This is a genomic window from Bartonella sp. MR110HLJHH, assembly GCF_042194225.1.
Classification (GTDB): Bacteria; Pseudomonadota; Alphaproteobacteria; order Rhizobiales; family Rhizobiaceae; genus Bartonella; species Bartonella grahamii.
Genome location: NZ_JBHIMQ010000015.1, coordinates 1 through 19,514, shown reverse-complemented (window position 1 = coordinate 19,514; position 19,514 = coordinate 1). Strand labels below are relative to the sequence as shown.

The following is a 19,514-nucleotide window of genomic DNA, read 5'->3' as shown; positions in this document are numbered from 1 at the left end:
ACGAAAAAAACGCTCCATCAAATGGTTTCATCACTTTCTATATTTTCTGACCCTGCATTTTCTAACAATTCAATCGCAATCAAACCAGCATTTTGGCGCAAAGCTGCTTCAATCTCTGTAGCTATTTCCGCATGTTCACGTAAAAACTGCTTTGCATTCTCACGCCCCTGTCCTAAACGCTGAGAATTATAAGAGAACCATGCACCAGATTTTTCCACAATACCAACCTTGACACCCAAATCAATCAATTCACCTACTTTGGAAATACCTTCACCATAAATAATATCAAACTCAACCTGCTTGAATGGAGGTGCCAGTTTATTCTTCACCACTTTAACACGCGTCTGATTACCAACGATTGCATCCCTATCTTTAATGGATCCAATGCGACGAATATCTAAACGAACAGAAGCATAAAACTTTAAAGCGTTTCCACCCGTTGTCGTTTCGGGAGAACCAAACATCACACCAATTTTCATGCGAATTTGATTAATAAAGACAACCATACAGTTAGAGCGAAAAATTGCTGCTGTTAATTTTCGCAACGCTTTACTCATTAACCGAGCTTGCAATCCGGGCAAAGCATCACCCATTTCACCGTCAATTTCTGCTCGCGGTGTTAAAGCTGCAACAGAATCCACAACAAGCACATCAACTGCACCAGAACGAACCAACGTTTCTGTAATTTCCAATGCCTGTTCACCGGTATCTGGCTGAGAAATGAACAAGTTTTCTAAATCAACACCAAGCTTACGCGCATAAATAGGATCAAGCGCATGCTCTGCATCAATAAAAGCACAAATTCCACCCCCTTTCTGTGCTTCAGCAATAGCATGTAGAGCCAATGTTGTTTTCCCAGAACTTTCTGGTCCATAAATCTCAACAATACGCCCCTTCGGTAATCCACCAATCCCTAAAGCAATATCCAAGGATAACGACCCTGTTGGAACTGTTTCAATTTCAACAACCTGCTCTTTTTGCCCAAGACGCATAATCGAGCCTTTACCAAAAGAACGTTCAATTTGTGAGAGAGCAGCATCGAGAGCTTTTGTTTTATCCACGATTATATCCTTGACCGATTCATAATAACCTAAAACCTAAGTGTACACTGTACTTTTAATTTAACTAAAGGCTTGAGTTTAGATTTTCACAGACTATTTCCATTCCTATCTCCACATTATGTCCATAACATTCATGACCATCACAATAAAGAATTGGCATCGCTTATCTTATGACACAAAATAAACTCCAATAAAATAATATCCCTATGAGAGCATAGTTAACATATTTATATCTCTCTAGAAAAGGAACAATTTAAATTTAAACACAATGTTCTACAGCCCTTCTTCTTATCCCTTTGATTAAGTACTTAAGTGACTAAGAATTCTCCTGCTATTGATCACACAAAAACGCATTATCAATCAACCTCATCCCCTATCGCATCGAAGAACAAAACGCCATTGTGTTGCATATTCATGCACTTGATTTAAGAAACATCTCTCAACACCCCCAAGCTCACTTCGTGACAACACCCATGAATGCGGTATACTGTAAAGCCCTTTGGGAGCCACCATCTTTACACTAAAGAATGAGAAAGTCGGCACCATCACACTATTTATCATCCCCCAATGTTGCGACAACTCTCGGCACTTGAGACGCTTCATAAGAAGAATTTTTAGTTCTTTCTTGTACAGTTTTTATCACACGCTAATCCTGCTTATAACACACAAGCGAATGATTTGATTGCTTCAACAAATACCAAGCTTGGAATGAGTAAAATTCACGGTATTTAGGACTTTCATTCAACTTACAAAACAGTGAGTTATCGTTATAAATCAATTATATTATTTAATAAAAACCACAAAAATAAAGCAGCTTAAAAGTTGAATAACACATTTAAATTTGATAAAAAAATATGCACTTTTGAAGATATCAAAAAAAATCTCTACGAGCAATGTAATAAATATTTAAAATATAAGCTAAACTGCTCATACAATAACATAAGAGATAAAAGATAAATCCAAGATCAATAAAACATGTATTTCTACTCAAATTTTATTTTTGATCTTTACGTTTTTTGCGCAATTGTTTCCACCACTCAAGACGTTTCACAATTTCACGCTCAAAACCACGCTCAACTGGCTTATAATAACTCTGACGCCCAAGTTTTTCGGGAAAATATTCTTGTCCTGAAAAAGCGTCTGGTTCATCATGGTCATAACAATAACCATTTCCAAACCCTTCCTCCTTCATAAATTTCGTAGGAGCATTAAGAATATGCTTAGGAGGTGATAAAGAGCCATTTTTGCGCGCACAACGCAGTGCTGCTTTATACGCGAGATATGTTGCATTTGACTTTGGCGCAGTTGCAACATAAAGACATGCTTGCGCCAAAGCCAATTCTCCTTCTGGTGATCCTAAATAATCATAGGCATCTTTTGCTGCATTACAAATGACAAGAGCTTGAGGATCCGCCAAACCAACATCTTCAACGGCCATACGAACCAATCTTCGCCCAATATAGAGAGGATCTTCACCAGCATCCAACATACGTGCCAAATAATAAAGCGCAGCATCAGGATCAGATCCACGAACGGATTTATGCAACGCTGAAATGAGATTATAATGCCCATCTCGTCCTTTATCATAAATGGGCACACGACGCTGAATAACTTTTTGCAAAGCAACAACATCAAGAATCTCTCCCAATGGTGCAATAGACCAAACTTCCTCTGCCAATGTTAACGCTACCCGCGCATCACCATCAGACATCTCTATCAAAACGTCTCTGGCATCATTATCCAAAGGAAGAGTTTTTCCCTCCACTTCTTCAGCACGCCTTAAAAGCATGTCCAAACTTTCATGATCATGTGAAAGAAATGTTAAAACACGTGCACGCGAAAGAAGAGCAGCATTAAGTTCAAAAGAAGGATTTTCGGTTGTTGCACCTATAAGTACCACAGTACCTTCTTCCATCACAGGAAGAAAACTATCCTGCTGTGCACGATTAAACCGATGAATTTCATCAACAAAGAGAAGTGTTTTATCCCCAGATATAAAACGCCTCTGCGCAACTTCAAAAATCTTTTTAAGCTCAGAAACTCCTGTAAAAATAGCAGAAACCTGTTCAAACGCGAAATTTGTTTCAAGTGCTAACAAACGTGCAACGGTTGTTTTTCCCGTCCCTGGAGGTCCCCAAAAAATCATCGATCCAATTGAGCCAGTTGCCACCATACGTGAAAGCAAACCATCCTCTCCAATCAAATGCTTTTGTCCCACAACATCATTGAGAGAACAAGGGCGCATTCTTTCTGCAAGTGGCTGATTTTTATTAACTTGAAAATCAAACGACGAAGTAAAAAAATCTTTCTTCAAAAAAAACCTCAACGAATAAATTGGCGAATATACATACCATCACGTTCATATTCCAATTGCCAAGTACGCGAACGAGCTTGCATAAGAACCTTTTTCAACTGATGAACTGTTTGAATTTTATGGCCATTTACAACACGTAGAATATCTCCTGACTGAAAAATTCCAGCTGCATTGCTCATGTCATCAAGATTGGTAATCACAACCCCTTTTGCAGATATAGGAAGATGAAAACGTCGACTATTTTGCGGTGTTAAATCTAACACTTCAGCACCGGCAAGAGGACTGTCACCCGTGATTTTTTCAGATTTTAAAAATGCAGTTTCTGATATCGATGAAACTATTATTTGTGTTTTTAAAGTTTTTCCATTTCGTAAATATTCCAAAGCAAGACTATGCTCAACGTCAGCTGTCATCAAACGATACCCAAGACTATCTGGACTATCAACGCGTACCCCTTGCACACTCAAAATAACATCACCTACTTTCAATCCAGCTTTTTCAGCAGGACTATCTTTGATAACTTCAATAATCAGAGCACCATAGGGACGTTCTAAACCTAAACCACCAGCAATATCAGGTGTAACATTTTGAAAAGAAGCCCCAATATAAGGCGGCACAAAATATTTTCCACCGCGTTTAACAGTATCAAGCATCACTTTTACAAGATTAACTGGAATAGCAAAACCAATCCCTACAGAACCACCGGAACGCGAATAAATAGCTGTATTAATTCCGATTAATTGACCTTTCATATCAATTAAAGCGCCACCAGAATTCCCTGGATTAATGGCAGCGTCTGTTTGAATAAAAAAGTCAAAATCAGAAATCCCAACACGTGTACGCGCTTGCGCTGAAACAATACCACTTGTAACTGTTTGACCAACACCAAAAGGATTACCAATAGCAAGAACAAGATCACCAACTTCAACAGCATCAGAATTTCCCAAAGAAAGAACAGGGAATTGAGCATCTTTTTCCTCAACTTCAAGAATTGCAATATCAGTTGCTTCATCTTTGAGCACGATCTTACTCTCAAACTCCCGCCCATCAGAAAAAGCCACTTTAATTTCGCTTGCATCTTTAATGACATGGTAATTTGTAACAATCAAACCACGTGCATCAACAATCACCCCTGATCCTAATGACGATTGCTTGCGAACAGGAAAATTATTTTGAAAACGACCAAAAAACTGCTCAAAAAATGGATCCCCTTCAAAAGGTGAGCGTGCTCTAATTTGTCGAGCTGCATAAATATTTACAACAGATGGAACTGTCTTTTTAACTAAAGGAGCAAATGAAAGAGTGATTTCTGTTTGTGTTTGAGGTACATGAGCATATACATGATCAAATGATATCTGCATCATAATTGCAAAAAAAATCCGCACCCAAAAAGAATATCTCATAATCCACTCCTTATAAAATCAGCACATTCTGTTGAAGATTAATAGAATAAAAAAACTCATCCCCGCAAATTAAGGATCTCTATTAATATTTCATAATAGAGAATAAAAACAACCTATTTGAACAATAAATATTATAAAAATAAGATAATTCAATGTCCTATAATTTTCTCTCTGCACCTATTTCTCAACTAAAACAAACTTAAAAATGCTCACAAAAAAACCGCCTAAGACAAGGCGGCCTTTAAAAATCCAACAGAGTAAAAAACTTTACGAAGATGTCCTCTTTTCATTCTCAGAAGCCTCCATGCGAGCACGATCCCCAGCACCCTTCGCTTCAACATCACGATCAACAAATTCTATAACAGCCATGGGCGCATTATCACCGGTACGAAACCCCGCTTTCATAATACGCAAATATCCACCGTTGCGTGATGCATAACGTGGCGCAAGCGTATCAAATAATTTTGCAACCTTTCCTGCATCACGAAGTGCTGCAATTGCTTGCCGACGCGCATGCAAACCACCACGCTTACCAAGAGTAACGAGTTTTTCAACAATAGGACGAATTTCCTTAGCCTTTGGAAGCGTTGTCACAATCTGCTCATGCTCGATCAACGAAGTTGCCATATTTGCAAACATCGCTTTACGGTGACTGGCAGTACGATTCAACTTGCGTCCTGACTTACTGTGGCGCATAAGCCCTCTCCTTAAATTCTAATTTTAATATTGATCTTCATAACGTTTTGCAAGATCATCAATGTTTTCAGGTGGCCACGCAGGAATTTCCATCCCAAGATGTAACCCCATACATGCCAAAACTTCTTTAATCTCATTCAACGATTTGCGACCAAAATTCGGTGTCCGAAGCATTTCAGATTCTGTTTTTTGAATAAGATCACCAATATAGACAATATTATCATTCTTAAGACAATTTGCCGAACGAACTGAAAGTTCTAATTCATCCACTTTTTTGAGAAGAGCAGGATTAAAAGAAAGCTCAGAATCAGCCTCTTCAACAGGCTCCTTCTGTGGCTCTTCAAAGTTAATAAATAACGATAATTGATCCTGAAGAATGCGTGCTGCAAAAGCAACAGCATCCTCTCCATTAACCGCACCATTCGTTTCAATCGTTAAGGTCAATTTATCATAATCCAAAACTTGACCTTCACGCGTATTTTCCACTTTATAAGACACTTTACGAATTGGTGAATAAAGACTATCAATTGGAATAAGTCCTATACGTGCATCATCAACACAATTACGATCAGATGGAACATACCCCTTCCCTGTGTTGACAATAAATTCCATACGAATTTCAGCATCTTCATCAAGAGTACAAATAACATGATCTGGATTTAGAATTTCCATATCCCCAACGGTACTGATATCTCCCGCTTTCACGACACCAGGCCCCTCTTTATAAACAACGACACGTTTAGGACCTTCTTCTTCCATACGAAGCGCAATTTCTTTTATATTCAGAATAATATCCGTAACATCCTCACGCACACCTGGAATCGATGAAAATTCATGTAAGACACCGTCAATCTGCACAGCAGTAATAGCAGCACCACGAAGAGAAGATAACAACACGCGACGAAGTGCATTTCCTAACGTTAAGCCAAAACCCCGCTCAAGAGGTTCAGCGATCACACTTATAACATTTGGATTATCATGCGCACATGATTCAACCTTATTGGGTTTAATAAGTTCCTGCCAGTTTTTCTGGATCATATTTTTATTCCCGTTCTTTAGTTCCGTTACCATTCAATCGTAACGACCAATGTGAACATCAGAGAAATCTCCGACAACAAAAAACAACACCCAATTAAACACGCCGCCTTTTCCGCGGACGACATCCATTATGAGGAATTGGTGTTACATCACGAATAGAAGTAATGACAAAACCAACAGATTGCAATGCACGTAGAGCAGATTCACGCCCTGATCCAGGTCCACAAACTTCAACTTCCAAAGAACGCATACCATGCTCTTGCGCTTTTCTTGCACAATCCTCCGCAGCAACTTGAGCAGCAAAAGGTGTCGATTTACGCGCACCTTTAAACCCCTGAGCCCCCGCAGATGACCAAGCAATTGCATTACCCTGAGCATCAGTAATAGTAATCATTGTGTTATTAAATGTTGAATTAATATGCACAACACCCGATGAAATATTTTTACGTTCGCGACGACGAACACGTGTGGCTTCCTTGGCCATAATTTCCCTTTCAACGATCTCATCACTGCCGTAACATCAGCAGCTCCACCTTCTTTTCCTTGTCAAAACAATCAAACAAGAAACAGAATATATAAAAACCTTCCAAAAAGGCTCTTATTTCTTTTTACCGGCAATTGCCTTAGCTGGTCCTTTACGCGTACGAGCATTTGTATGTGTACGCTGCCCTCGGACAGGCAAAGACCGGCGATGACGCAATCCTCGATAACAACCAAGGTCCATCAAACGTTTAACATTCATAGCAACCTCACGACGAAGATCACCTTCAACTTGATAGCCTTGATCTATCGCCTCACGAATCTGCAGCACCTCAGCATCTGAAAGCTCATGCACACGACGCCCCAAGGGAATGCCAACTCTTTCAATAATTTCTTGAGCAAATTTTGGTCCAATCCCGTGGATATATTGAAGCGCAATAATTACACGCTTATTTGTCGGGATATTGACGCCAGCAATACGAGCCACGCCTACTCTCCTTAGTTATTTTGACAAATTGTTATAAAATACCTGATATACCTTACAGAAAAAAATAGACTCAGAAAAAAATTCTTCCGAATCCTATTATTTCACTAAAATAAATTAAATTTATTTGTGATAGATTTCATCTCAAAAGTCAACTCTTTTCATTTATTCCTAAAAAAAAATCTCATGAAAGAAAACCTCTAATCATGCGTGTCACTTCAGTAATACCAATCATTCCATCAATGACCCTCAACATTCCCCTCTCTGAATAAAATTTTGATAAGGGAGCGGTTTTTTCACGATATTCTACTAATCTTTTTGTAAAAGCAACAGGATTGTCATCTAAACGAACCTGTCCACCAGCCGCTATTGTTTCCTCAACGCGCTTCTTCATACGTTCAATCAACACGTCTTCATCAACACACAACTCAATAACAGCATCAAGCCGCATATTTTTTGACTGCAAAATCCGTTGTAACGCTTCTGCCTGCCCCACAGTTCGAGGATATCCATCCAAAACAAAACCGTTTACACAATCAGTTTCATCAATCCGATCTGATACGATTTGGTTAACAATATTATCAGGAACCAAAGCACCAGAACTTATAATAGCTTTAGCTTTTTTACCAATCTCCGTTTCTTTGGCAATCACCTCACGCAACATATCCCCTGTTGATAAATGAGGAATGTTATATTCCTCAGTCAACATTTTTGCTTGCGTACCTTTTCCCGCTCCAGGAGGACCTAAAAGAATAACTCTCATCGTTTCCTTCTACCTCCACGAAGTTTTGATTTTTTTATCAACCCTTCATATTGGTGGGCAACAAGATACCCCTGAATTTGAGCAACCGTATCAAGCGTAACAGTAACAACAATCAACAAGGATGTTCCCCCAAGATAAAAAGGAACCTGCAATGCAGATATCATAAATTCAGGTAACAAACAAACCAAGATAATATAAACAGCGCCCACAACAGTAATACGCGTCAAAACGTAATCAATATACTCGGCTGTACGCTCACCTGGACGAATCCCTGGAATAAAACCAGAATGCTTTTTCAACTGATCTGCAGTATCACTTGGATTAAACACAATAGCTGTATAAAAAAAGCAAAAAAACGCCATTAAAAATGCATAAACAATCATATAAAGTGGCTGTCCATGACCAAGAGCATAAGAAATCGACTGAACCCATTGTGGCATTTTATCAGAAAAATTATTAATAGTGGCAGGTAATAATAATAAAGAGGAAGCAAAAATAGGTGGAATAACACCAGCAGTATTCAACTTTAAAGGAAGATGCGACATATCTCCTTGAAACATTTGATTCCCGACCTGACGTTTTGGATACTGGATAAGAATTCGCCGTTGCGCACGCTCTATAAAAACAATAAGCCCAATAACCAAAACAGCAATAAGAACGATTCCTATTAAAAGAAAAGTTGATAAATCAGCCTGACTATGAGCTGTCAAAAGCTGAGCAAAAGTAGAAGGGAAATTGGCTACAATCCCTGTAAAAATGATAAGAGAAACCCCATTACCAACACCACGTGACGTAATTTGCTCGCCAAGCCACATGAGAAACATCGTTCCGCCAACAAGGGTAATAACAGAAGAAATACGAAACATAAGACCTGGTTCTAAAACAATTTGAAGCCCCGTCCCTATACCGCTTTCAAGCGCAACCGCAATACCAAAAGCTTGTAGAATCGCCAATACTACTGTTACATAACGCGTATATTGATTGATAATCTTACGACCTAATTCCCCTTCTTTTTTAAGAGTTTCCAAAGAAGGAATAATAGATGTTAACAATTGCACAATAATAGATGCCGATATATAAGGCATGATACCTAGCGCAAAAATAGCCATACGCCCAACGGCACCCCCAGCAAACATATTAAAGAGTCCTAATACACCCGACGCGTGATGTTCGAATGTTTGCCGTAAAGCATCGATATTAATACCTGGAAGAGAGATGTAAGTGCCAAAGCGATATACAAGAAGCGCTGCCAGAGTAAACCAGATGCGTTTCTTTAATTCAGTTGCACGAGAAAAGGTACCGAAGTTTATATTGGAAGCAAATTGCTCTGCTGCTGATGCCATAAAACGTCTCCACTTCACTACTCCAGTTCTTTAAATCACAGAAGTATAACCCTAAAATTCATATATGCATACACAAATAAATGCAGAACTTAAAAAACTCTCCACAAAAAATCCCACAGAACAGATGTAACTCTTCTTTAGGTCTCTACTCATATTAAAAAATTATTGAGCAATATCAGGAAAAATAACCTGACCACCCACTTTTTCAATCTTAACACGAGCAGCTTGTGAAGCACCAGAAACATGAAAGGTAATCTTAGCCTTCAAATCACCATCAGAAAGAAGACGAACCCCATCTTTTTCACGACGAATAATACCAGCTTCTTTCAAAGCAATCATATCAACAGGCTTTTCAATATTCAACTTACCTGCATCAACTGCCAACTGAATACGTCCTAGTGAAACTTCATTGTAGGTTTTGGCAAAGAAATTTCTAAATCCACGTTTTGGCAAACGACGATAGATAGGCATTTGCCCACCTTCAAAACCATTAAGGGAAACACCAGAGCGCGACTTTTGCCCTTTTACACCACGACCACCAGTCTTACCCGTACCGGAACCAATACCACGCCCAACACGCTTACGATTTTTTGTTGCGCCTTCACAATCACGCAGTTCATTGAGTTTCATATCTAATACTCCCGCAACCCTTAACCTTCATCTATAACGCGAACAAGATGCCGAACCTGAGCAATCATACCCCGCACACAAAGTGTATCATCTAAAACGCGCCGACGACGCATTTTATTTAGTCCAAGCCCCTTTAAGGTTGCACGCTGAATCTGTGAGTTTCGAATAGGGCTTCCAATTTGCTCCACCGTGATAGTTTTACCACTCTGAGATTTGTTCTGAACCATTTCCTAATTCCTTTTCTGATAATCTCAGAAACTATCCTTCTAGGTCAACTAAATGGCGACGACGCGCCTGCAAAGTCGAATATTTTATACCACGTTGAGCAGCAATATCTCTAGGATGCATTTGATGTTTCAATGCATCAAATGTTGCACGAACCATGTTATAAGGATTAGACGATCCCAATGATTTTGCAACGACATCCTGCATACCAAGAGCTTCAAAAATAGCACGCATCGGTCCCCCAGCAATAATACCAGTACCAGCAGAAGCCGAACGTAGTAAAACACGCCCAGCTCCGTGACGCCCTTCAAGATCATGGTGCAATGTACGTCCAGACCGAAGCGGAACATAAATCATCCCACGTTTTGCAGATTCCGTTGCTTTACGAACGGCTTCTGGAACTTCACGGGCTTTACCATGTCCAAAACCTACACGCCCTTTTTGATCTCCAACGACAACAAGAGCAGCAAAACCAAAACGCCGACCACCCTTTACAACTTTAGCAACACGATTGATATGAACTAGCCTATCGACAAATTCATTATCGCGTTCTTCTCTCTCACCACGTTCTTTTTGTGCCATTCCTCATTCCTTTTTCTTTTCCGGAAGCACGATAACAAAGTCCCTCATCAAACTGGAAGAACTTAAACGAAATACTCTAAACTCTCCTTACTCATTCACAAATAAGAAATTTTAGAAATTCAAACCACCTTCACGAGCAGCTTCAGCTAAAGCCTTGACTCGACCATGATACACATACGCTCCACGATCAAAAACCACTTCATTAACACCCGCTTGCTTCGCACGCTCAGCAATTAACTTACCAACAGCAAAAGCTGCTTTTTTATCAGCACCACTCTTTAACGACTTTTTTAAATCACTTTCAAGAGTAGAGGCTGAAACAAGTGTACATCCCCGCAAATCATCGATAACTTGAGCATAAATGTTCTGATTTGAACGATAAACACTAAGCCGAGGACGATCATGAGAAACCATTTTAATTCTACGACGAACACGCCTTGCACGACGTTGGATAATGTCCTTAGATGAAACCATAATACAAAATCCTTATTTCTTTTTACCTTCTTTACGGAAGATACGTTCATCTGCATGCTTAACACCTTTACCTTTATAAGGCTCAGGTCTACGATACTCACGAATCTCCGCTGCAACTTGTCCAACTTGCTGTTTATCAATTCCAGAAACAACAATTTCTGTCGGCTTAGGAACAGTTACAGTAACACCCGATGGAACTTTATAAACCACATCATGGGAAAAGCCTAGAGATAGTTGGACATCCTTACCCTGCAAAGCAGCACGATAACCAACCCCATTAATCTCCAACCTCTTTTCAAAACCATCCTTCACACCACAAAAAATGTTCTCAATCATTGAGCGCGACATACCCCATTTAGAACGCGCATCTTTTGACTGATCCCGCGGCATAACTGATATGATATTTTCCTCAAACTTGACTAAGACTTCATCATTGACGACGTAGCTCAGCTCACCTTTTGGACCTTTTGCCTTAACCAGCTGACCTTCAACAGTAGCAGTAACTCCAGAAGGAATTGAAATGGGTTTCTTTCCAATACGAGACATTGTTCTAACCTACTTTTTCTTCCGTTTTCTTGACATAACTTAGAAAACACGACAAAGGAGTTCTCCACCAACATTCTGTTCACGCGCCTCATGATCTGCCATGACGCCTTTAGGAGTCGATAAAATCGAAATACCAAGACCATTTGCCACCTGTGGAAGTGACTTAGCAGAAACATACACACGACGACCTGGCTTTGATACACGTGAAATCTCACGAATAGCAGCCAGCCCTTCAAAATACTTCAATTCGATTTCAATTTCAGCTTTCCCATCACCTAAATCAATTTGATTATATCCACGAATATAACCTTCCGACTGAAGAACATCAAGAACGTGCGCACGAAGCTTCGAAGCTGGAGTAACTACTTTACCTTTTTTACGACCAAGTGCATTACGAATACGTGTTAACATATCACCAAGAGGATCTGACATAGACATTAAATAATCTCCTCTTACCAACTAGACTTTACAATACCAGGAATATGGCCAATAGAGCCAAGCTCACGCAACGCAATTCGCGACATTTTTAATTTACGATAATAAGCCCGCGGACGACCTGAAACCTCACAGCGATTACGAATACGAACTTTCGAAGAATTACGCGGCAACTCTGCCAACTGAACAGAAGCTTTAAAACGTTCTTCAAGAGAAACCTTCTGATCCATAACTATTGCTTTCAAACGTGCACGACGGGCAGCATAACGCTTTACCATCACCTCACGACGCTTATTTTTTTCAACGGCACTTACTTTGGCCATACTTTCACCTCACTATGTCTGCCGTTACGAACGAAAAGGAAAATTAAAAGCACGCAATAACTCACGAGCCTCATCATCCGTTTTTGCTGTCGTACAAACAATAATATCCATGCCCCAAATTTGATCAACTTTATCATAGTTGATTTCTGGAAACACAATGTGTTCTTTAATACCCATAGCAAAATTGCCACGACCATCAAAACTCTTTGGATTCAAACCACGAAAGTCACGAACCCTCGGAAGAGCAATCGTAACAAGACGATCTAAAAACTCAAACATACGATCTTTACGCAATGTAACTTTAGCCCCAAGAGGCATTCCTTCACGAACCTTAAAGGTCGCAATAGAATTACGCGCACGTGTAACAACAGCCTTCTGACCTGTTATTAGCCCTAAATCCTCAGCAGCAAGAGAAGGCTTCTTCGAATCAGCAGTTGCTTCACCTATCCCCATATTTATTACAATTTTATCAATCCGCGGAATTTGCATCGCATTTCTGTAATTAAACTTCTCTTGAAGCGCTTTACGAATCACTTCAAAATAATGCGCTTTCATACGCGGTATTTGTCTTTCCTCAGCCATTAATCAACTCTCCCGAACGCTTGGCAAAACGCACTTTATTACCATCTGCATTCATACGAAAGCCTACACGTGTAGGCTTACCATCTTTAGGATCAGCAATCGCCAAATTAGACAGATGAATCGGAGCTTCTTTAGAAATAATTCCAGCTTCTTGCTTCTGCGTTTGACGTTGATGACGTTTAATCATATTAATCCCACGAACAAAAGCCTTATTCTCTTTTGGACTAACCTTAATTACCTCACCACTACATCCTTTATCCTTACCGGATAAAACAACAACTTTATCACCTTTTCGAATCTTCTGCATAACATTTACTCCTTACAGAACTTCAGGAGCGAGCGAGATGATCTTCATATGATTCCTACCACGCAATTCGCGGGGAACAGGTCCAAAGATACGAGTACCGATCGGCTCTTTTTTATTATCCACTAAAACCGCAGCATTACTATCAAAACGAATGACACTACCATCTGCGCGACGAATATCCTTAGCAGTACGAACCACAACAGCTTTCATAACATCACCTTTTTTAACACGGCCACGAGGAATAGCATCCTTAACCGAAACAACAATAATGTCACCGACCGAAGCATATTTCCGCTTTGAACCGCCTAACACCTTGATGCACATGACACGACGAGCACCAGAATTATCAGCAACGTCGAGGTTTGTTTGCATCTGAATCATGACTGGCCACCTTCTCTTAACACATATATCCGATTGTACCTTTTATACACTCGGATTTGCCTGCCAAATAACGATAAAGTCATCGCCTTTAAATTTATCAATGATAAAAACACTGTTAAATTCTAAAACAATAAACTTAACTCATTACGCTACATTGTCTTTTACAACAATCCAACATTTATCTTTCGAAATTGGTCTAGATTCTTGAATAGAAACTTGATCCCCAATCTTGAATTGGTTGTTTTCGTCATGCGCTTTATAATTTTTAGACTGCCGAACAGTCTTCTTAAGAAGCGGATGAGAATAACGGCGCTCAACTTTGACAACAACAGTCTTATCACTTTTGTCGCTAATAACAACACCCTGCAAAACGCGTTTAGGCATCTCTCATTTCCTTAAACCTTACTTTCACTTACCTTTTGACGAAGAAAAGTTTTAATACGCGCAATATCACGACGAACTTGTCTAACACGCGCAGTCTTTTCTAATTGACCTGTTGCTTTTTGAAAACGCAAATTAAATTGCTCTTTCTTTAACTTAGCCAATTCATCTTTCATTTGGTCGAGCGTTTGCGCCCGTAATTCTGTGGCTTTCATCGCTTAACCTCATTATTCAGCAATACGCTGGATGAAACGCGTTTTTATAGGCAACTTTGCAGCACCCAATCTTAGTGCTTCACGTGCAACATCCTCAGGAACGCCATCAAGCTCAAACATGATGCGTCCAGGAGCAACACGTGCAGCCCAATAATCGACACTTCCCTTACCTTTACCCATACGAACTTCAGTCGGTTTAGATGTAACCGGAAGATCTGGAAAAATGCGAATCCATACACGACCAGAACGCTTCATATAACGCGTAATCGCACGGCGCGCCGCTTCAATTTGACGAGCAGTAATCCGCTCCGGCTCAACAGCCTTCAAACCGTAGGCACCGAAATTCAAATCCGTACCACCCTTCGCAACACCGTGAATACGGCCCTTGAACTGTTTACGGAACTTTGTGCGCTTTGGCTGCAACATTGTTCTCTACTCCAAATTTTAGTTCAATCTCAAAAACTAAGCATTTTCACGGCGACGATTCGATGAAGAACCAGATTGATCAACTTCCGTAGCACGACGTTCTGAAGCCATCGGATCATGCTCAAGAATCTCACCCTTAAAGACCCAAACTTTAATACCACAAATACCATAAGCGGTCTTAGCTTCTGCTGTACCGTAATCAACATCAGAACGCAAGGTATGAAGTGGAACACGACCTTCACGATACCATTCCATACGAGCAATTTCAGCACCACCAAGACGGCCAGAACAGTTGATACGAATACCTTCCGCACCAAGACGCATAGCAGACTGAACAGCACGCTTCATTGCACGACGAAAAGCAACACGACGCTCTAACTGTTGAGCAATTGATTGCGCAATAATCGTGGCATCAATCTCCGGTTTACGAATCTCCACAATATTTAATGAAGTTTCAGCATCCGTCATTTCTGAGAGCTTACGACGAAGCTTTTCGATATCAGCACCCTTTTTACCAATAATCAAACCAGGACGTGCAGAATGAATCGTAATACGACACTTCTTATGAGGACGCTCAATAACAACCTTCGAAATAGCCGCCTGTTTAAGCTCCTCCAGCACATATGAACGAATTTTCAAATCTTCATGAAGAAGGCGCCCATATTCACCACTATCAGCATACCAACGAGAATCCCAAGTCCGATTAACACCAAGACGAAGTCCTATTGGATTGATCTTCTGACCCATTACGCGGCCTCCACTTTTTCGGTAACTTCACGAACAATAACAGTAAGATGCGAAAATGGACGTTCAATTCTACTAGCACGCCCTCGACCACGAACATGAAAGCGCTTCATCACTATCGACTTACCAACATAAGCTTCCGCCACAATAAGCGAATCAATATCAAGATCGTGGTTATTCTCTGCATTTGCAATTGCTGATTCAAGCGTTTTTTTCACAGTAGCAGCAATACGCTTGCGTGAAAACATCAAATCAGCGAGTGCTACATTAACTCTTTTACCACGAATCATTGCAGCAACTAAATTAAGCTTCTGCGGACTAACACGAATTGTCCGCGTGACAGCTCTTGCTTCATTATCTCTAAGCTGGCGCGAAACTTTAGCTTTTCCCATTCCTACTTCCTCTTCGCTTTTTTATCGGCACCATGACCATAATAAGTCCGGGTAGGAGCGAACTCACCAAACTTATGTCCAACCATCTCTTCAGAAACAGAAACAGGAATATGCTTATTACCGTTGTAAACACCAAAAGTTAAACCAACAAATTGCGGTAAAATAGTAGAGCGACGACTCCATATTTTTATAACTTCATTGCGCCCACTTGCACGTACCTTCTCTGCTTTACCAAGAAGATAGCCGTCAACAAACGGACCTTTCCACACTGAACGAACCACTTCAGACTACCTTTCTCATTTCTTGCGTTGATGACGCGTACGCATAATAAATTTATCAGTGGCTTTATTGGAGCGCGTACGCTTACCTTTCGTAGGCTTACCCCAAGGAGATACTGGATGGCGCCCCCCCGATGTACGACCTTCACCACCACCGTGCGGATGATCAACGGGGTTCATAGCAACACCACGAACATGTGGACGTTTACCACGCCAACGTGACCGACCTGCCTTACCATCATTAATATTCCCATGATCAGGATTTGAAACAGCACCAACAGTTGCAAAACAGCTACTAGGAACCAAACGCTGTTCACCAGAATTTAAACGAAGAATAGCCATACCATGATCTCGTCCAACCAACTGCGCATAAGTACCCGCTGAACGTGCAATCTGCCCCCCTTTTCCTGGCTTCATCTCAACATTATGAATAATTGTACCTACAGGCATATTAGCAAGAGGCATAGCATTACCTGGTTTAACATCCACATTTAAACCAGCCATAACAGAATCACCAACCGCAAGACGCTGTGGCGCAAGAATATAACTCAATTGCCCGTCCTCATAGCGAATTAAAGCAATAAAAGCAGTACGGTTAGGATCATATTCTAAACGCTCAACCTTTGCCGAAACATCACGTTTAAGACGCTTAAAGTCGACAAACCGATAACTACGTTTATGTCCACCACCCTGAAAACGAGCAGTAACACGACCGCGATTATTGCGTCCACCCTTTGAAGACAAACCTTCAGTCAACATCTTTATAGGTTTTCCCTTATAAAGACAAGAACGTTCCACAATAACAAGCTGACGCTGCCCAGGTGTCGTTGGATTAAATTGCTTAAGTGCCATTATTCCTATCTCCGAGCCTCTTTAAAGACCTGTCGAAACGTCGATAGTCTGACCATTGGCCAGAGTTACGATCGCTTTTTTGACATCACTTTGCCGACCAACTATACCTTTGAAACGCTTCACTTTACCCTTACGGACTATCGTGTTAACTGCTTTAACTTTTACGCTAAAAAGCGCTTCAATAGCAGCCTTAATCTCAGGCTTCGTCGCTTTCGGCGCGACATTAAAAGCAACTTGATTACATTCAGAAATCATAGTCGACTTTTCAGTAATAACTGGACTAATAATTATATCATAATGGCGAAGATCTGTCATTTAAAACGCTCCTCAAGAGCCTCAACAGCTGCCTTTGATAAAACAAGTTTGCTGCGACGCAAAATATCATAAACATTAATTCCCTGAATAGGCAAAATATCAATATTAGGGATATTAGAGACTGCACGAAAAAAGTTAATATCAATCTCTTTACCACCAATCAAGAGAGCGTTATTAAATCCAAGCTTAGAAAAATGAGAAACAAGCATTTTCGTTTTCGCATCCTTAACAGTCAACTCATCCACAATAATTAAGTCTTTTGCTTTTAATTTTGCAGATAAAGCAAGACGTAACCCAAGAGCACGAATCTTTTTAGGAAGATCATGCGCATGACTACGAACCACTGGTCCATGTGCCTTACCCCCACCTCTAAACTGCGGTGCACGGGCAGATGAATGTCGAGCACGCCCAGTTCCTTTTTGCTTAAACATTTTTGCCCCTGTTCGCGACACATCAGAACGACCTTGGGATTGATGACTCCCCTGCTGACGACGTGCAAGCTGCCAACGAACAACACGTTGCAAAATATCCTCACGTGGAACAAGATCAAAAATAGCTTCAGAAACCTTTAATTTGCCAGCTTCATTACCATCAAGAGTTTTAATTACAAGATCCATTATTAGGCTCCCTCAACTTCAGAGGTTTCCGTCACCGGAGTAACCATTTCCGTTTTCTCCTTCACAAGACGGCGAATACCAGCAGGCTTTGGAGCATTATCAGGAAGAGGCTTCTTCACAGCATCCCGTACCAAAATCCAAGAACCTTTAGAACCAGAAACAGCACCACGCACTAAAATTAAACCACGTTCACTATCCGTGGAAATAACTTCAATATTCTGTGTTGTTACACGCACTTGCCCCATATGGCCAGCCATTTTTTTACCTTTAAAAACTTTACCAGGATCTTGACACTGCCCTGTAGAACCATGAGCACGATGTGTAATCGAATTACCATGGGAAGCACGATGCCCACCAAAGTTATGTCGTTTCATAACACCAGCAAACCCCTTACCAATACTGGTACCAGTCACATCAACTCTTTGTCCTGGAACAAAATGTTCCACCGTAATCTCAGTACCAACATCAAGAAGATTGTCGGGACTTACACGAAACTCTGCTATTTTAGCTTTAGGCTCAACAGAAGCCTTAGCAAAATGTCCACGAAGAGCTTGTGAAGTATTCTTAACCTTAGCAAAGCCTACACCTAATTGAACAGCAGTATAACCATTCTTTTCAACTGTACGCTGAGCAACGACTTGACAATTCTCCAAACGAAGTACGGTCACCGGCACATGCTCACCAGCATCATTATAAATACGGGTCATGCCCAGCTTCTGTGCTATTACACCTGAACGCATCGGGTCTGTTCCTTCTGTCCTCAAACCTCAGAGCTTAATTTCTACATCCACACCAGCAGAAAGATCGAGCTTCATAAGCGCATCCACTGTTTGCGGCGTTGGATCAACAATATCAAGAAGACGCTTATGTGTTCGCATCTCAAACTGCTCACGACTCTTCTTATCGATATGCGGTCCACGATTGACCGTAAACTTCTCAATCCGCGTCGGAAGCGGAATGGGACCACGGACATTTGCACCGGTACGTTTAGCAGTCGATACAATCTCACGCGTCGACGTATCAAGAATTCTATGATCAAACGCTTTTAAGCGAATGCGAATATTTTGACTGTTCATGCTCTTTATTTCCCTGTTATACAAAGTGCCTTCAATAATGAAAGCACTCAACAAGCATTATTTATTCAATGATTTTAGAGACGATACCGGCACCAACAGTACGACCACCTTCACGAATAGCAAAACGAAGCTTCTCTTCCATCGCTATCGG

The 19,514-nt window shown here is 40.6% G+C and carries 30 protein-coding genes and 1 pseudogene; all 31 read right to left on the bottom strand.

The genetic code is table 11. The annotated features are described in order from the left end of the window. Window positions 1-17 precede the first annotated feature (17 nt). On the bottom strand, window positions 18-1,061 hold the full coding sequence (gene recA / locus ACFIKB_RS08175; RefSeq protein ID WP_375635849.1) for a recombinase RecA: 1,044 nt from the start codon (window positions 1,059-1,061) through the stop codon (window positions 18-20). A 994-nt stretch (window positions 1,062-2,055) separates the two neighbouring features. Next, the gene (locus tag ACFIKB_RS08170) at window positions 2,056-3,375 is read right to left on the bottom strand and encodes a replication-associated recombination protein A (RefSeq protein WP_375644757.1); all 1,320 of its coding nucleotides are present in this window, start codon (window positions 3,373-3,375) and stop codon (window positions 2,056-2,058) included. A gap of 8 nt (window positions 3,376-3,383) precedes the next feature. Further along, window positions 3,384-4,778 carry a DegQ family serine endoprotease gene (locus ACFIKB_RS08165; protein WP_375635847.1) on the bottom strand — a complete coding sequence of 465 codons (1,395 nt, stop codon included), beginning with the start codon at window positions 4,776-4,778 and terminating at the stop codon, window positions 3,384-3,386. Window positions 4,779-5,045: 267 nt separating this feature from the next. Further along, window positions 5,046-5,474: a 50S ribosomal protein L17 gene (gene rplQ, locus ACFIKB_RS08160; RefSeq protein WP_273788262.1), complete on the bottom strand. Its 429-nt coding sequence runs from the start codon at window positions 5,472-5,474 to the stop codon at window positions 5,046-5,048. Between the two features lie 24 nt (window positions 5,475-5,498). Beyond that, complete coding sequence (locus tag ACFIKB_RS08155; protein WP_015856568.1) at window positions 5,499-6,512, bottom strand: DNA-directed RNA polymerase subunit alpha; 1,014 nt, start codon at window positions 6,510-6,512, stop codon at window positions 5,499-5,501. A 94-nt stretch (window positions 6,513-6,606) separates the two neighbouring features. After that, entirely contained in the window at window positions 6,607-6,996 is a 390-nt protein-coding gene (gene rpsK, locus ACFIKB_RS08150) for a 30S ribosomal protein S11 (RefSeq protein WP_007347762.1), read from the bottom strand. A gap of 114 nt (window positions 6,997-7,110) precedes the next feature. After that, complete coding sequence (gene rpsM, locus ACFIKB_RS08145) at window positions 7,111-7,479, bottom strand: 30S ribosomal protein S13 (RefSeq protein WP_026500557.1); 369 nt, start codon at window positions 7,477-7,479, stop codon at window positions 7,111-7,113. Between the two features lie 181 nt (window positions 7,480-7,660). Beyond that, window positions 7,661-8,239, bottom strand: a complete 579-nt coding sequence (locus ACFIKB_RS08140) for an adenylate kinase (protein ID WP_375644758.1) — start codon at window positions 8,237-8,239, stop codon at window positions 7,661-7,663. Beyond that, on the bottom strand, window positions 8,236-9,582 hold the full coding sequence (secY, locus tag ACFIKB_RS08135) for a preprotein translocase subunit SecY (protein ID WP_375653242.1): 1,347 nt from the start codon (window positions 9,580-9,582) through the stop codon (window positions 8,236-8,238). The genes ACFIKB_RS08140 and secY overlap by 4 nt, the downstream gene beginning before the upstream one ends. Window positions 9,583-9,744: 162 nt before the next feature. Next, entirely contained in the window at window positions 9,745-10,212 is a 468-nt protein-coding gene (gene rplO / locus ACFIKB_RS08130; protein WP_015856572.1) for a 50S ribosomal protein L15, read from the bottom strand. A gap of 20 nt (window positions 10,213-10,232) precedes the next feature. Then, on the bottom strand, window positions 10,233-10,439 hold the full coding sequence (rpmD, locus tag ACFIKB_RS08125; protein WP_375644760.1) for a 50S ribosomal protein L30: 207 nt from the start codon (window positions 10,437-10,439) through the stop codon (window positions 10,233-10,235). 31 nt (window positions 10,440-10,470) lie between these two features. Further along, entirely contained in the window at window positions 10,471-11,019 is a 549-nt protein-coding gene (rpsE, locus tag ACFIKB_RS08120; protein ID WP_015856574.1) for a 30S ribosomal protein S5, read from the bottom strand. 111 nt (window positions 11,020-11,130) lie between these two features. Then, window positions 11,131-11,493, bottom strand: coding sequence for a 50S ribosomal protein L18 (rplR, locus tag ACFIKB_RS08115; protein ID WP_015856575.1), 363 nt, complete (start codon window positions 11,491-11,493; stop codon window positions 11,131-11,133). Window positions 11,494-11,505: 12 nt separating this feature from the next. Then, complete coding sequence (gene rplF / locus ACFIKB_RS08110) at window positions 11,506-12,039, bottom strand: 50S ribosomal protein L6 (protein ID WP_015856576.1); 534 nt, start codon at window positions 12,037-12,039, stop codon at window positions 11,506-11,508. A 39-nt stretch (window positions 12,040-12,078) separates the two neighbouring features. Next, window positions 12,079-12,477: a 30S ribosomal protein S8 gene (rpsH, locus tag ACFIKB_RS08105; RefSeq protein ID WP_015856577.1), complete on the bottom strand. Its 399-nt coding sequence runs from the start codon at window positions 12,475-12,477 to the stop codon at window positions 12,079-12,081. 14 nt (window positions 12,478-12,491) lie between these two features. After that, complete coding sequence (rpsN, locus tag ACFIKB_RS08100) at window positions 12,492-12,797, bottom strand: 30S ribosomal protein S14 (protein ID WP_005773283.1); 306 nt, start codon at window positions 12,795-12,797, stop codon at window positions 12,492-12,494. A gap of 24 nt (window positions 12,798-12,821) precedes the next feature. Beyond that, a complete protein-coding gene (gene rplE / locus ACFIKB_RS08095; RefSeq protein ID WP_015856578.1) occupies window positions 12,822-13,379 on the bottom strand; it encodes a 50S ribosomal protein L5 in 558 nt (185 codons plus the stop codon). After that, window positions 13,372-13,686 carry a 50S ribosomal protein L24 gene (rplX, locus tag ACFIKB_RS08090; RefSeq protein WP_015856579.1) on the bottom strand — a complete coding sequence of 105 codons (315 nt, stop codon included), beginning with the start codon at window positions 13,684-13,686 and terminating at the stop codon, window positions 13,372-13,374. Before rplX ends, rplE begins: the two co-directional genes overlap by 8 nt. A 12-nt stretch (window positions 13,687-13,698) precedes the next feature. Beyond that, window positions 13,699-14,067, bottom strand: coding sequence for a 50S ribosomal protein L14 (gene rplN / locus ACFIKB_RS08085; RefSeq protein ID WP_004855715.1), 369 nt, complete (start codon window positions 14,065-14,067; stop codon window positions 13,699-13,701). 144 nt (window positions 14,068-14,211) lie between these two features. After that, a complete protein-coding gene (rpsQ, locus tag ACFIKB_RS08080) occupies window positions 14,212-14,451 on the bottom strand; it encodes a 30S ribosomal protein S17 (protein WP_012231991.1) in 240 nt (79 codons plus the stop codon). 11 nt (window positions 14,452-14,462) lie between these two features. After that, entirely contained in the window at window positions 14,463-14,663 is a 201-nt protein-coding gene (gene rpmC, locus ACFIKB_RS08075) for a 50S ribosomal protein L29 (RefSeq protein ID WP_273788260.1), read from the bottom strand. A 12-nt stretch (window positions 14,664-14,675) separates the two neighbouring features. Continuing rightward, entirely contained in the window at window positions 14,676-15,089 is a 414-nt protein-coding gene (rplP, locus tag ACFIKB_RS08070) for a 50S ribosomal protein L16 (protein WP_015856581.1), read from the bottom strand. A 36-nt stretch (window positions 15,090-15,125) separates the two neighbouring features. Further along, entirely contained in the window at window positions 15,126-15,836 is a 711-nt protein-coding gene (rpsC, locus tag ACFIKB_RS08065; RefSeq protein ID WP_015856582.1) for a 30S ribosomal protein S3, read from the bottom strand. Beyond that, window positions 15,836-16,225: a 50S ribosomal protein L22 gene (gene rplV, locus ACFIKB_RS08060; RefSeq protein WP_208439680.1), complete on the bottom strand. Its 390-nt coding sequence runs from the start codon at window positions 16,223-16,225 to the stop codon at window positions 15,836-15,838. The genes rpsC and rplV overlap by 1 nt, the downstream gene beginning before the upstream one ends. 2 nt (window positions 16,226-16,227) lie before the next feature. Then, window positions 16,228-16,506: a 30S ribosomal protein S19 gene (gene rpsS, locus ACFIKB_RS08055; RefSeq protein WP_004855734.1), complete on the bottom strand. Its 279-nt coding sequence runs from the start codon at window positions 16,504-16,506 to the stop codon at window positions 16,228-16,230. A gap of 15 nt (window positions 16,507-16,521) precedes the next feature. Continuing rightward, on the bottom strand, window positions 16,522-17,355 hold the full coding sequence (gene rplB, locus ACFIKB_RS08050; RefSeq protein WP_273788259.1) for a 50S ribosomal protein L2: 834 nt from the start codon (window positions 17,353-17,355) through the stop codon (window positions 16,522-16,524). 21 nt (window positions 17,356-17,376) lie between these two features. Then, window positions 17,377-17,670 (bottom strand): 50S ribosomal protein L23, encoded by a 294-nt coding sequence (locus ACFIKB_RS08045; RefSeq protein ID WP_375635842.1) that lies wholly within the window; start codon window positions 17,668-17,670, stop codon window positions 17,377-17,379. After that, the gene (gene rplD / locus ACFIKB_RS08040) at window positions 17,667-18,287 is read right to left on the bottom strand and encodes a 50S ribosomal protein L4 (RefSeq protein ID WP_015856586.1); all 621 of its coding nucleotides are present in this window, start codon (window positions 18,285-18,287) and stop codon (window positions 17,667-17,669) included. Before rplD ends, ACFIKB_RS08045 begins: the two co-directional genes overlap by 4 nt. 2 nt (window positions 18,288-18,289) lie before the next feature. Further along, window positions 18,290-19,027: a 50S ribosomal protein L3 gene (rplC, locus tag ACFIKB_RS08035; RefSeq protein WP_375635841.1), complete on the bottom strand. Its 738-nt coding sequence runs from the start codon at window positions 19,025-19,027 to the stop codon at window positions 18,290-18,292. 27 nt (window positions 19,028-19,054) lie between these two features. Continuing rightward, entirely contained in the window at window positions 19,055-19,363 is a 309-nt protein-coding gene (rpsJ, locus tag ACFIKB_RS08030; protein ID WP_005773267.1) for a 30S ribosomal protein S10, read from the bottom strand. A 61-nt stretch (window positions 19,364-19,424) separates the two neighbouring features. Continuing rightward, a pseudogene (locus ACFIKB_RS08025) lies at window positions 19,425-19,514 on the bottom strand (elongation factor Tu); the annotation flags it as partial.